At 69.2% G+C, this 13,287-nt stretch carries 10 protein-coding genes; 8 read left to right on the top strand and 2 right to left on the bottom strand.

Annotated features, from left to right (window positions below):
* The first annotated feature begins 21 nt into the window (after positions 1-21).
* Positions 22-1,797 carry an SLC13 family permease gene (locus GGQ80_RS13175; RefSeq protein ID WP_183985556.1) on the top strand — a complete coding sequence of 592 codons (1,776 nt, stop codon included), beginning with the start codon at positions 22-24 and terminating at the stop codon, positions 1,795-1,797.
* Complete coding sequence (locus GGQ80_RS13180; RefSeq protein WP_221364373.1) at positions 1,776-2,162, top strand: hypothetical protein; 387 nt, start codon at positions 1,776-1,778, stop codon at positions 2,160-2,162. The genes GGQ80_RS13175 and GGQ80_RS13180 overlap by 22 nt, the downstream gene beginning before the upstream one ends.
* Positions 2,163-2,265: 103 nt before the next feature.
* On the opposite strand, the gene GGQ80_RS13185 is transcribed toward GGQ80_RS13180, so the two are convergent.
* Entirely contained in the window at positions 2,266-3,690 is a 1,425-nt protein-coding gene (locus GGQ80_RS13185; protein ID WP_183985560.1) for an aldehyde dehydrogenase family protein, read from the bottom strand.
* Between the two features lie 118 nt (positions 3,691-3,808).
* Here GGQ80_RS13185 and GGQ80_RS13190 point away from each other — a divergent pair, with 118 nt between their 5' ends.
* The 6 genes from GGQ80_RS13190 (at position 3,809) to GGQ80_RS13215 (ending at position 10,937) form a co-directional block, all read left to right on the top strand.
* The gene (locus tag GGQ80_RS13190; RefSeq protein ID WP_183985562.1) at positions 3,809-4,783 is read left to right on the top strand and encodes a quinone oxidoreductase family protein; all 975 of its coding nucleotides are present in this window, start codon (positions 3,809-3,811) and stop codon (positions 4,781-4,783) included.
* A 223-nt stretch (positions 4,784-5,006) separates the two neighbouring features.
* Positions 5,007-8,387: a polysaccharide deacetylase family protein gene (locus GGQ80_RS13195; RefSeq protein ID WP_183985564.1), complete on the top strand. Its 3,381-nt coding sequence runs from the start codon at positions 5,007-5,009 to the stop codon at positions 8,385-8,387.
* A gap of 30 nt (positions 8,388-8,417) precedes the next feature.
* Positions 8,418-9,194, top strand: a complete 777-nt coding sequence (gene modA / locus GGQ80_RS13200; RefSeq protein WP_425506055.1) for a molybdate ABC transporter substrate-binding protein — start codon at positions 8,418-8,420, stop codon at positions 9,192-9,194.
* The gene (modB, locus tag GGQ80_RS13205; protein WP_183985566.1) at positions 9,191-9,877 is read left to right on the top strand and encodes a molybdate ABC transporter permease subunit; all 687 of its coding nucleotides are present in this window, start codon (positions 9,191-9,193) and stop codon (positions 9,875-9,877) included. The genes modA and modB overlap by 4 nt, the downstream gene beginning before the upstream one ends.
* Entirely contained in the window at positions 9,867-10,472 is a 606-nt protein-coding gene (locus tag GGQ80_RS13210; RefSeq protein WP_183985568.1) for an ATP-binding cassette domain-containing protein, read from the top strand. Before modB ends, GGQ80_RS13210 begins: the two co-directional genes overlap by 11 nt.
* A 36-nt stretch (positions 10,473-10,508) precedes the next feature.
* A complete protein-coding gene (locus GGQ80_RS13215; RefSeq protein WP_183985570.1) occupies positions 10,509-10,937 on the top strand; it encodes an antibiotic biosynthesis monooxygenase in 429 nt (142 codons plus the stop codon).
* A 40-nt stretch (positions 10,938-10,977) separates the two neighbouring features.
* On the opposite strand, the gene GGQ80_RS13220 is transcribed toward GGQ80_RS13215, so the two are convergent.
* Positions 10,978-13,041, bottom strand: a complete 2,064-nt coding sequence (locus tag GGQ80_RS13220) for a spermine/spermidine synthase domain-containing protein (protein WP_221364375.1) — start codon at positions 13,039-13,041, stop codon at positions 10,978-10,980.
* Positions 13,042-13,287: the final 246 nt, after the last annotated feature.

Here is a 13,287-nt window from a genome sequence, read left to right on the forward strand (position 1 = left end):
GGTTCGAGGGTTCTTGACCTGATGACCACGCCCCAGCTTCTCTCGATCGCGACGCTGGTCGGGATGATGGCGCTCTTCATCTGGGGTCGGTGGCGCTACGATATCGTCGCGGTGGTCGCCCTGCTGGCGAGCCTTGCGCTCGGCATCGTCACGCCGAAGAAGGCGTTCACCGGCTTTTCCGACGACATCGTCATCATCGTCGGATCGGCGCTGGTGATATCCGCCGCCGTGCAGCGATCGGGGCTGATCGAGCGGGCGCTGAAGGGCGTGGCGAAGCGGGTGACGCGGGTGCGGTCGCAGCTGATCGTGCTGACCGGATCGGTCGGCGTCGCCTCGGCGCTGGTCAAGAACATCGGTGCGCTGGCGATGCTGATGCCCGCCGCGGTGCGGATGGCCAAGAAGAACGATGCCAGCCCGTCGGTCTTCCTGATGCCGATGTCGTTCGCCAGCCTGCTCGGCGGGCTGATGACGCTGGTGGGCACGTCGCCCAACATCATCGTCAGCCGGGTGCGCCAGGACATGACCGGGCAGCCGTTCGGCATGTTCGATTATACGCCGGTGGGGCTCGGGCTGCTGGTGATGGGGCTGATCTATCTGCGCTTCGCCTATAGGCTGATCCCGCGCGACCGGCGGGCGGCACCGTCGATGGGCGAGGCGCTCGACATCAAGGGCTATGTCACCGAGGCGGAGGTAACCGACGATTCGCCGGCGGTCGACGAGAGCGTCGCCGACTTCCTCGACCGCCACGAGCATGAGGTGACCATCACCCAGATCCTACGCGCCGGCATGCGCAGCGCGCCGACCGAAGCGATGACGCTGCACGCGGGCGACGTCCTGATCCTGGGCGGCGAGCCGGACGCATTGGAGCGGGTGATCGCGGGCGACAAGCTGAAGCTGGAGGGCGAGGAACGCGAGAAGGCGACCGCCGAAAAGGACAGTGAGATCGGCGTCATCGAGGCGGTGGTGAACGTCGAATCGGTGCTGATCGGCCAGACCGCGGGGCGACTGCGGCTGCAGGAACGGCACGGCGTCAATCTGATCGCGATCTCGCGCCAGGGCCAGCGCCTGTCGCGGCGGCTGGGCAACACGGTGCTGGGGGCGGGCGACGTCATCGTGCTGCAGGGGCCGCTCGACCTGATGCCGCAGCAGCTGCGCGAATTGGGGTGCCTGCCGCTGGCCGAGCGCGAGATGCGGCTGGGGAGCCGGCGGACGACGTGGCTGCCGATCGCGATCCTGGGCGTGGCGATGTTCGCGACGGCGCTGGGGCTGGTGCCGGTGGCGGTAGCGTTCTTCGCGGCGGCGGGGGTGATCCTGGCGGTTGGGGCGCTGCCGGTGCGCGAGGCGTACGAGCATATCGAGTGGCCGATCCTGATCATGCTCGGTGCGCTGATCCCGGTCAGCGACTCGCTGCGGTCGACGGGGGCCTCGGACGTGATCGCGACCTGGCTGTCGCATACCGCGGCGACCTTGCCGCCGTGGGGCGCGGTGGCGCTGATCCTGGTGGCGGCGATGGCAGTGACGCCGTTCCTCAACAATGCGGCGACGGTGCTGGTGATGGCGCCGATCGCCGCGACCTTCGCCGGCGACCTGGGCTATCGGCCGGAGGCGTTCCTGATGGCGACGGCGGTGGGGGCGGGGTGCGATTTCCTCACGCCGATCGGGCATCAGTGCAACACGCTGGTGCTGGGGCCGGGCGGGTATCGCTTCGGCGACTATGCGCGGCTGGGTGCGCCGCTGTCGGTGCTGGTGCTGGTGCTGGGGACGCCGCTGATCCTATGGGTGTGGCCGTTGCACTGACGGGAGCGGCGATGCTGGCGAAGTTGCAGGTCAAGGGCGAGCGGCGGCTGGCGCTGATCGGCGCGCCTGAGGGAGCGATCGACGTGCCCGTCGAGCGGGCGGCGTCGGTCGGCGAGGCCGAGGTGGTGGTGCTGTTCGTCGCGGATCGCGCGGCGTTCGATGCGGGGATCGGGCCATTGCGGGCGGAGGCGAGGGAGGATGCGGTGCTGTGGATCGCCTACCCCAAGCTGACCGGGGCGCTGGCGGGGGATTTGCACCGGGACGTGCTGCGCGTGGTGGTGCGGGGGTTTGGGCTCGATACCGTCGCGCAGGTGGCGATCGATAGGGATTGGTCGGCGTTGCGGGTGAAGCGGGTAGTGTCGTGATCCGTCCTCACCCTTCCCACTGCCTTCGGCAGCGGGCCCCTTCCCTCTCCCAGCGGGAGAGGGAAAATGCTGCCGCAGGCAGCGAAGGGTGAGGGCGGCTTTGTTACACCGGTGCGCCGGTGATGGTCTTCACCTCCATGAAGTCGGCCAGGCCGTACTTGCCATATTCGCGGCCGTTGCCCGACTGCTTGTAGCCGCCGAAGGGAGCGGCGCCGTCGGGGCTCCAGCCGTTGATCGTCACCAGCCCGGCGCGCAGTTTCGGCGCGACGGTCGCCGCCTCGGCCGGATCGCCGGAGATGGCGGCGGACAGGCCATAGGGGGTGTCGTTGGCGATGCGGATCGCCTCGTCGCGGTCCCGATAGCTGGTGATCGTCGCGACCGGGCCGAAGGTTTCCTCCTGCGCGATGCGCATGTCGGGGCGGACGTCGGCGAAGAGCGTCGGGCGGATGTAATAGCCTGCATTGCGGCCGTCGGGGCGGCCGGGGCCGCCGGTGACGAGCGTCGCGCCTTCGTCGATCGCCGACTGGATGAGCTCCTGGATCTTGTCGTACTGCGCCTTGTTGACGACGGGGCCGATGTGCATCCCCTGCTCGGCAGGATCGCCGACGACGGTCGCCTCCATCATCGCCTTCACCACCTGGGTCGCGGCATCGACCTGGCTTTGGTGGACGAGCAGGCGGGTGGGAGCGATGCAGCTCTGGCCGGAATTGGCCAGCACGCCCTGGACGGTCGGCGGCAGGACCGCCTGAAGGTCGGCGCCCTCGAGGACGAGGTTGGGCGCCTTGCCGCCCAGTTCCTGGTGGACGCGCTTGACCGTGGCCGCGGCGGCCTGTGCCACCGCGATCCCGGCGCGGGTCGAGCCGGTGAAGCTGACCATGTCGACACCGGGGTGGGCCGACAGCGCGGCGCCGACGCCGGGACCATCGCCGTTGACGAGGTTGAAGACGCCCGCGGGCACCCCCGCCTTGTCCATGATCTCGGCGAGGATGACGGCGCAGCCCGGCGCTTCTTCCGAAGGCTTCAGGATCATCGTGTCGCCCGCCGCGAGCGCCGGCGCTACCTTGGCGGCGATCTGGTTCATCGGCCAGTTCCAGGGCGTAATCATCGCGACGACGCCGAGCGGTTCATGGACGACCTTGGCGCGGCCGATCTGTTCCTCGAACGGGAAGCTCTCCAGCGCCTTTTGCGCCTGGACGAAGTGATTGAGGCCGGTCGGCGCCTGCGCCATCTGCGCGAAGGACAGCGGGGCGCCCATCTCGCGGCTGATCGCAGCGGCGATGTCGGGGATGCGCGCCTTATATTCCTCGATAATCCGGCCGAGCAGCGCCGAACGCTCGTCGACGCTGGTATGCGAAAAGGTATCGAAGGCGCGGCGGGCGGCGGCGACCGCCTTGTCGACGTCGACGGCGCTGCCGAGCGTGATCTCGGTCACCGGCTGTTCGGTCGACGGGTCGATGACCTGCCAGCTGCGGCCGCCGTCGCTGTCCACCCAAGCGCCGTCGATATAGAATTGCAGGTGACGTTCCACGGTCGATCCTCTCTTGTCAGTCGTTGCCGGTTTGATGCGGCGGCGGCGGACGCGTTGCAACTGGAAACGCATCGTCGGCGTTCGGCGAAGAATTGATCGGCCCCGAGAGGAGAACATGATGGCGCGCGTCGCACGGATCGAGCGGACCGGCGGACCCGAGGTGATCGAGTGGATCACCACCGACCTGCCCGAGCCGGCGCCCGGCGAGGTGCGGCTTCGGCACACTGCCGTCGGGTTGAACTATATCGATACCTATCACCGTAGCGGCGTCTATCCGATCGACCTGCCGTCGGGGCTGGGGAGCGAGGCGGCGGGCGTGGTCGAGGCGATCGGCGAGGGCGTCGAGACGCTGAAGGTCGGCGACCGGGTGGCCGGCTTCGGCCCGACGCGCGGCGCCTATGCGACCGAGCGAAACGTCGCGGCGAAGGAGCTGTTCGCGCTGCCCGATGATATCGACGATCGGACCGCGGCGGCGATCATGCTGAAGGGCTGCACGACCGAGGCGCTGGTCGAGCGCTGCGCGCGGGTGGAGAAGGGCCAGGCAGTGCTGGTCTGGGCGGCGGCGGGCGGAGTCGGGCATCTGATGACCGGCTGGCTGCATGCGATCGGGGCGCGGGTGATCGGGGTGGCCGGCAGCGACGAGAAGGCGGCGCAGGCCAGGGCGGCGGGCGCCGACGAGGTGCTCAACCATCGCCGGGACGATGTCGCGGCGCGCGTGCGCGAGCTGACCGAGGGGCGCGGCGTCACGGTGGTGTTCGACGGCGTCGGCCAGGCGACGTGGGAGGTGTCGCTGAAGACGGCGGCGCGACGCGGGCTGATCGTCAGCTATGGCAATGCGGGCGGCGCTGTGAAGGGCGTCGAGCTGGGGACGCTGTCGAAGCATGGCTCGCTGTTCGTGACCCGGCCGACGCTGTTCGACTATTACGTGACGCCTGAGGAGCGGCAGGCGGGTGTCGAACGGGTATTCGCCATGCTGCGGCAGGGGGCGATCAAGCCCGAGATCGGGCAGACCTTTGCCTTGGAACAGGCGGCCGACGCGCATCGGGCGCTGGAGGCCGGCGAGACGCGCGGGGCGACGGTGCTGGTGCCGTGACGGTCAAAATCCTCCCCCGCTAGGGGGAGGTGGCAGCGCAGCTGACGGAGGGGGAGGTAAGCGACGCATCGTCGTCAGGTCTTCCTTCCCCTCCGTCACGCCTTCGGCGCGCCACCTCCCCCTGGCGGGGGAGGATTGGAGGATGAGATGACGCAATCGTCATGGTGGCGTCTTAGCGCTGATATCGGTTAGGACGCATCAAGCGGTCCCTTCCGGAGTACGCATGGCCGAACGTCCCGTCTTCTACGATGCCAGCGGTCGTCGCCGTCGGCGGTTCGCGCTCGCGGTCGCGGCGTTCATCGCGCTGATCCTGTTGTCGGTCGTCGGATTCGTCACCTCGATCGGCGCAGTGCAGCGGACGCCGCTGCTGCCGGTCGAGCCGGAGCGGCCCGCGACGCATCGACTGCCGCCGCCCAAGGGCATCGTGGCGCAGACGAAGCGCGACATCCGCTATTACACCAGCCGCCTGTTCGGGGGCGGCCCGGCCAAGCCTGGCACGACGGCGCGAAAGCAGGCGGCGGCCGGGGTCAATCCGTCGCTGGCCGTGGCGTTCCACACCCCCTGGGACGATGCCAGCGCGGCCAGCCTGGCGCGGCACATCGACCAGCTCGATTGGGTGGTGCCCGGTTGGGTGTCGGTGACGGGCGCCGACCATCACATCACGGTGTTCCGCGATGTCGCGGGGCGGCAGATCATCAATCGCGCGCAGCGGCGGCCGGTGATCGTGCCGATGATTCAGAACGCGCTGAACGGCAGCTGGGACGGGGCCGGCACGGCGGCGCTGCTCCACGATCCGGTCCAGCGCAAGGCGTTCCTCGACCGGCTTGAGCCGTGGCTGGGGTCGAACAACGCGGGCGGCGCCTTCTTCGACTTCGAGGATCTGCCCGCCAGCGCGCAGGGCGATTATCGCACCTTCCTGGGCGAGGCGAAGGCGCGGTTCGGCAAGCGCGGCTGGGTGGTCGCGATCGCGGCCCCCGTTGGCAACGAGGACTGGAACCTGCCCGCCTATGCGCCGGTGACCGACAAGATCTTCCTGATGGCGTACGACGAGCACGAGACCGGCGGCGAGGCCGGGCCGATCGCGTCGCAGCACTGGTTCGCGCAGAGCGTCGCCTCGGCGGCGCGCGGGATCCCGGCGGGCAAGCTGGTCGTGGCGGTCGGGTCCTACGCCTATGACTGGCACGACGGCGGCGGCGATGCGCTCGACGTCGAGGAGGCGTGGCAGGCGGCGCGCGACAGCGATGCGGTGCCGACGTGGGACAAGGCGAGCGGCAACAGCAGCTTCGCCTATATGGAAGGCGGCAGCAAGCACACCGTCTGGCTGCTGGATGCGGCATCGGCGTACAACCAGCTGGCGTTCCTCAATCGCGCCGGGATCAGGAGCGTCGCGCTGTGGCGGCTGGGATCGGAGGATCCGGGCCTGTGGTCGATCTTCGGCCGCAACCACCGGACCCTGCCGCCGCCGAACGCGATCGACCAGATTCCGGCGGGCACCAACGTCGATATCGAGGGGTCGGGCGAAATCCTGCGGATCGGCGCGTCGCCTGTCGAGGGCGCGCGGCGTACCGTCCCCGGCACGGACGGGATGGTCCAGGACGTGCTGTTCGACCGGTTGCCGTCGCCCTATGTCGTCTATCGCACCGGCTATCGCCCCGGCTTGGTGGCACTGACGTTCGACGACGGCCCCGATCCGACCTGGACGCCGCAGATCCTGGATATCCTGAAGGCGAAGGGCGTCCCCGCTACCTTCTTCATCGTCGGCGAAAACGCGCTGACCCAGCGCGGTCTGCTCCAGCGGCTGGTCGACGAGGGGCATGAGGTCGGCAGTCACACCTATACCCATCCCAATCTGGCCACGGTCGGCCCGAACCAGGTATTGTTCGAACTGAACGCCAACCAGCGGCTGTTCCAGGCCTTTACCGGCCATTCGATGAAGCTGTTCCGCGCGCCCTATTTCGGCGACGCCGAACCGAGCACCGCCGACGAGATCGAGCCGGCGCTGCAGGCGCAGGAGCGCGGCTACATCTCGGTCGGCCTCCACGTCGATCCCGACGACTGGAAACGGCCGGGGGTACAGGCGATCGTCGACCGCACCATCGAAGGCGTCGAGGCGTCGACCCCCGAACGCAGCGGCAACATCGTGCTGCTCCACGATTCGGGCGGCGACCGGTCCGAAACGGTCGCGGCGCTGCCGGCGATCATCGACCAGCTGCGCGCCAAGGGCTATCGCTTCGTCCTGGTATCGACGCTGGCTGGCGTGTCGCGTCATCACGCGATGCCGGGGATCAAGCGCAGCGATCGTGTCGCGGCAGGGATCGACCTGGCGCTGTTCACGATGCTGGGCGGGATCGTCACCGGTCTGCACTGGCTGTTCGCCTTCGCGATCACGATCGGCATCGCCCGCGCTCTGGTGCTGTCGGCGCTGGCGCTGATCCAGGCGAAGCGCGAGAGCCGGACGGTCTTCCCGCCGATCGATCCGAACCGTTTCGTCACGGTCATGATCCCCGCGTTCAACGAAGAGGCGGTGATCGTCCGTGCGGTCGAGCGCGTGCTCGCGTCGTCCGACGTGCGCATCGAGGTGATCGTGATCGACGATGGCTCCGCCGACCGGACGAGCGCGCTGGTCGAGGAGAATTTCGCCGCCGATCCGCGCGTGCGGTTGCTGACGTTACAGAACGGCGGCAAGGCGCGGGCGCTCAACCGCGGGCTCGAGCTGGCGAACGGCGAGATCGTCATCGCGCTCGACGCCGATACGCAGTTCGAACCGACGACGATCGCTCGGCTGGCGCGCTGGTTTGACGATCCGACGCTGGGCGCGGTCGCGGGCAATGCCAAGGTCGGCAACCGCGTCAACCTGGTCACCAAGTGGCAGGCGCTGGAATATATCACCGCGCAGAACCTTGAGCGGCGTGCGCTCGCCCGGCTCGACGCGATGACGGTGGTGCCGGGGGCGGTCGGCGCGTGGCGGCTGGCGGCGATCCGCTCGGTCGGCGGCTATCCCGACGACACGCTGGCCGAGGACCAGGACCTGACGATCGCGATCCAGCATGCCGGCTGGAAGATCCGCTACGACCAATATGCCATCGCCTGGACCGAGGCGCCCGAGACGTTCCGTGGCCTGGCCAAGCAGCGGTTCCGCTGGGCCTATGGCACGTTGCAATGCCTGTGGAAGTACAAGGGCATGATCGGGCGCAGCCAGCCGCGGGGGCTGGGCTGGGTCGGCCTGCCGCAGGCGATCGTGTTCCAGATCGTGCTGGCGGCGATCTCGCCGATCATCGACCTGGCGCTGCTGGTCAGCTTCGGCGCGACCTATCTGGCGGTGCAGGCGCATGGCTGGGGCCAGACGAGCCACGATATCGAGACGATGTTGGCCTATTGGCTTATCTTCACCGCGATCGACCTGCTGGCTGCAGTCATCGCCTTCGCGCTGGAGCGGCGCGAGCAGTGGCGGTTACTGTGGCTGCTGATCCCGCAGCGCATCGGCTATCGTCAGGTCATGTATTATGTCGTGCTGAAGGCGATCGCCCAGGCGCTGCGTGGACCCAAGGTGGGGTGGGGAAAGTTGCAGCGGACGGGGCGGGTGGATGCGGAGCCGGGCCGCTAGGCCTGACCCAAGCTTTCTGACGATGTCGGCATGACGGAGACGCGAATGAGCCGGATGGCGCGACGGGCTGTATTGGCGGGGATATTGCTCCTCGCATCTCCGGCGGCGGCGCAGCGCAAGGCGCCGCTGGTGCTGGCGGCGGCGAGCCTGCAGGAATCGCTCGGCGCCGCCGCCGATGCCTGGGCGCGCGCCGGGCATCCGCGACCGGTGATCTCGTTCGCGGCATCATCGGCGCTGGCGCGGCAGGTGCAGGCGGGCGCCGCAGCGGACCTGTTCGTATCGGCGGACCAGGACTGGATGGACGTGCTCCAGCGCGGCGGCCTGATCGTCCCAGCGACGCGGGCGACGCTGGTCGGCAACCGGCTGGTCGTCGTCGCGGCGAAGAGCAATCCGGTGCGCGTGCCGCTCGCCGCCAAGCCGCTGGCGCGGGTGCTGGCGGCGGGGCCGCTGGCGATGGCGGATACCGGCGCGGTGCCGGCGGGGCGCTATGGCAAGGCGGCTTTCCAGACGCTGGGCGCGTGGCCGCTGGTGAAGCCGCGCGTCGTCGAGGCGGAAAGCGTGCGCGCGGCGCTGGCGCTGGTCGAGCGCGGCGCGGCGCCGCTGGGGATCGTCTATGCCACCGACGTGCGTGCCGCGCCGGGATTGCGGGTCGCGGGCGTATTTCCGGCGCGCACGCACCCGCCGATCACCTATCCGATCGCGCGGCTAAAGGCGTCGACCAACCCGGAGGGCGAGGCGTTTCGCCGCTATCTGGTCAGTGCGTCGGGCAGGGCGATCTTTCGCCGATACGGTTTCCTGACGCCGTGAGCGCGGAGGAATGGGGGATCGTGCTGTTGTCGCTCAAGGTCGGCGGGGCAGCGATGGCGGCGACGCTGCCGCTGGCGTTCGCGCTGGCATGGCTGCTCGCGCGGCGGCGATTTCCGGGCAAGCTGTTGGTCGATGCGGTGATCCACCTGCCGCTGGTGGTGCCGCCGGTCGTCACCGGCTGGGTGCTGCTGCTGCTGTTCGCGCCGGCCGGGCCGATCGGTGGCGTGCTGGAGCGCTGGTTCGGGGTGAGCGTGCTGTTCCGTTGGAGCGGCGCGGCGATCGCGGCGGGGGTGATGGCGCTGCCGCTGATGGTGCGGGCGATGCGGCTGTCGATCGAGGCGGTCGACCGGCGGCTGGAGCAGGCGGCCGAGACGCTGGGGGCGTCGCCGTGGCGGGTGTTTGCCACGGTGACGCTGCCGCTCGCCTTTCCGGGCGTGCTGGCGGCGGCGGTGCTGGGCTTCGCACGGTCGATCGGCGAATTCGGGGCGACGATCACCTTCGTGTCGAACGTGCCGGGCGAGACGCGGACGCTGCCACTGGCGATCTATTCGGCACTGCAAGTGCCGGGCGGTGAGGGCGCGGTGTGGCGGCTGGCGGCGATTTCGGTGGGGTTGAGCCTGGCGGCGCTGGTCGCATCCGAATGGCTGGCGCGGCGGATGGGGCGGGGGACGCATGTCCTTTGAGATCGACATCGCCAGGCGCATCGGCGAGCGCGACATCACGCTGTCGTTAAGCGGCGGCGAAGGCGCAACGGTGCTGGTCGGGCGATCGGGCGCAGGCAAGACGAGCGTGCTCAACATGATCGCCGGCCTGCTGACGCCCGACCGGGGGCGGATCGTGGTGGCGGGCGAGACGCTGTTCGATGCCGCCGCCGGGATCGATGTCGCCCCGCGGCGGCGACGGGTGGGCTATGTCTTTCAGGAGGCGCGGCTGTTCTCGCATCGGCGGGTCCGCGCCAATCTGTTGTACGGCGCGCCCGAGGGCGCCGACCTGGACGCGACCGCGGCGATGCTGGGGATCGCGCCGCTGCTCGATCGCTGGCCGCGGACGCTGTCGGGCGGGGAGGCGCGGCGGGTCGCGATCGGCCGCGCGCTGCTGAGCGACCCGCGCTTCCTGCTGCTCGACGAGCCGCTGTCGTCGCTCGACCGCCCACGTCGCGAGGACGTGATGCGGGCGATCGAGCGGGTGCGCGACGAAGCGGGACTGCCGATCCTGATGGTGACTCACGATCCTGAGGAGGCGGCGCGGATCGGCACGCGGATCGTCGAGATGCGGTAGGATTGAGGACCGCCGCGGGTTACGTCATGATCGACCATGGTTTTCGTCAGCATCACCCGGCTTCGCATTCGCTCGCTGCGCTTCATGCCGGCGTTCGTCGTCCGCACGCTGGCTTCGTTGCGACAAGTGCGCGGGGCCGAGGGGTTTCTGCAGGGGTCGCTGCTGCCGGATCGACGCCGCACGTTCTGGACGATGACGCTGTGGCAGGATCAGGCGGCCATGCGACGCTATATGACCAGCGGATCGCACCTGGCCGCGATGCCCCGGCTGCTGGGCTGGTGCGACGAGGCGAGCATCGTCCATTGGCAGCAGGAAGGCGACGTGCTGCCCGACTGGACCGAGGCGGATCGGCGGATGCGCAGCGAGGGGCGGCCGTCGAAGGTTCGCCATCCGGCGGCCCATCACCCGTCGCTCGGCTATCCCGCGCCGCAGTTGGGCAGGGCGGCGCCGATCACCCGAAAATGAGGGCGATCGGCGACGCGCGGCGGGGGAACCCGACAGGCGATCAGGCGGTGCGCAGCGACCCCTTGGGCGCCAGCACGAAGGCCAGCAGGTAGAGCCCGCCGACCACCAGCAACAGGTTGGTATAGCCGGTCAGCAGCGCGCCATATTCCAGGCAGCCGCCGACGATCGTGCCGAGCAGGTTGATCGCGATCGCCGCCTGCGAGTCGCCGGCATCGCGGAAGCGCTTAGCGAAGGCGATGTTGGCGAGGAAGATCGGCAGGAAGGCCAGCAGCGTCGCGGCGACGAGGCGCGCGGCATAAGGCAGCGGCAACAGCCACTCCGGCCGGATCACCCAGGCCAGCGCGAGCGACGCGGCGATGGCGCCGAACACCACGGGCAGCGGCGGCGTCTTCACCCGGCGCGTCGTTTCGATCGCGGCGAGGACGACGATCAGCACGCCGGCGAAGACCAGCGCGTTGACCAGCCAGGTCGTGCCGAACAGCAGCGCGAAGGTGGCGACGTTCTTCGTCTCAAGCAGCAGGAAAGCGGCGCCCATGAAGAACAGGTCGGCATAGGGCCGCATCCTGCCCAGCGGACCGCCGAGGACGCGGACGGTGAGCAGCGACGTGACGAGGATCGCGACCAGCGTGACCGCATAGAAGGGCGGGAAGCTGTCGCCGCGGAAATAGAGGAAGGGGCGGTCGTCGCTGGCGGGCGCGATCACCTGCTGCGACGCAGGCTTCCACGCGCCGGCGCACTTCTGGTCGGCGGGGTTGGCGGCGACGCTGATGACCGCCTGCGCCTCGTCGAACAGGTCGACGCAGGGCGCGTGGCCGAATGCCTGCGCGGCGGTGCCGGCGAGGCGATCGATCAGCCACGGCTCGCGATAGTAATTGTACATCGCGAACGCGCCGCCGGGCTTCAGGTGGCGGCGGACCGAAGCCAGTGCCTCGCCGGTGAAGAGGAAGGATTCGAGGCGGATCTGCGACGCGCCGCTGACCAGCGTCAGCGAATCGGGCAGCGCGAACAGGATCAGGTCGTAGTGGCGATCCGTGCCCTCCAAGAAGGCGCGACCGTCGTTGTTGTGGCGAACCACCTTCGGGCTGGCATAGGGGCGGTCGAGGTTACGCTCGGCCCCGATCTGAAGGATGCGCGGGTCAATGTCGACGGCGTCGACGTGGCGCGCGCCCTCGCGCAGCGCGATCGCGACGTCCGAGCCCGAGCCCGCGCCGACGATCAGCACGTCCTGCATCTTGTTGGTCGGCAGGCGCAGATAGGGGGTCTGGTAGATCTTCTCGCCCTGGTTCAGCTTCCAGGCGGCGGGCGCCATCAGCTGGTGCGGCACGCCATTGACGTCGATCTGCAGGAAGCCGGGGCCGCGATCGGGCAGCTCGATCGTCTTGACCTTGTAATAGGGCGACCAGCTGATGCCGGGCTTCAGCGTTTCGACGGTGAGTACGAACAGCAGCGGCGCGACCCAGAGCAGCCGGGCGAGGCGCTCATGCCGCGCCGACAGGCTGAGATAGGCCGCCGCAACGATCAGGCCCCAGGCGAGCGATGGCGCATTGAGGAAGCTGAGCAGCGTGAAGCCGGCGATGCCGACCAGCGAGCCGATGATGTCGTAGCGATAGGCGGTAAGCGCCTCCATCCGCGCGAAGCAGCGCCCGACCATCTCGGCCGGGCCGGCGAGAATCAGCGCGGTCAGCGCGAACAGCGTCGGCAGCACGACCCAGGCGGGCGGGCCGCTGAGCTGGAGCGAGGTGAAATAGATGACGTCGTTGCCGCTTCGCTCGATCGTCACCGGAAAGACGGTGACGCCGACGATGAGGACCGCAAGCAACGGCAGCGACAGCGGCCAGATCGTCCACGCCTTGCGACTGACGAGGAATCCCGCACCGATCCCCAGGAACGAGCCGAGCAGGATGAAATTGGAGAAATAGGACAGGTGGACGACATTCGCCCCGAGCCAGCGGATCAGCGCCAGCTCCAGGAACAGCATCAGCCCGCTCGCCGCGACCAGCCGGCCGGCGACGGCCCGCTCGCTGGCATCGGCAGGAACGATCGCCGCCCCCGCGCTGGCATCGGCTGCCGGGGCACCCGCCCAATTGTCGATCGTCGCGTCCACGCATGTTCCCCACATTGAGTGCGGGCAGGCGTAGCGAGGGAGTGGTTAACGCGGTGCTAAGCGTGTGGGATTGTTGGGGATGTGGGGGCGGGAGGGCGGTGCGTTCGCGGCAGCGCGACGGCTTGGTCGAAAAGGACAGCGCTACGGATGTCCGTGTGTGGACGCCCCGTCGGATACAAGGGGGTGTTCGGAAGATTGGATCGCGCAGGTTCAGGTGCTTCCGTGTGTCCGGCCTGTTGATGCAGC

It is taken from the genome of Sphingomonas jinjuensis (assembly GCF_014197105.1).
Classification (GTDB): Bacteria; Pseudomonadota; Alphaproteobacteria; order Sphingomonadales; family Sphingomonadaceae; genus Sphingomonas; species Sphingomonas jinjuensis.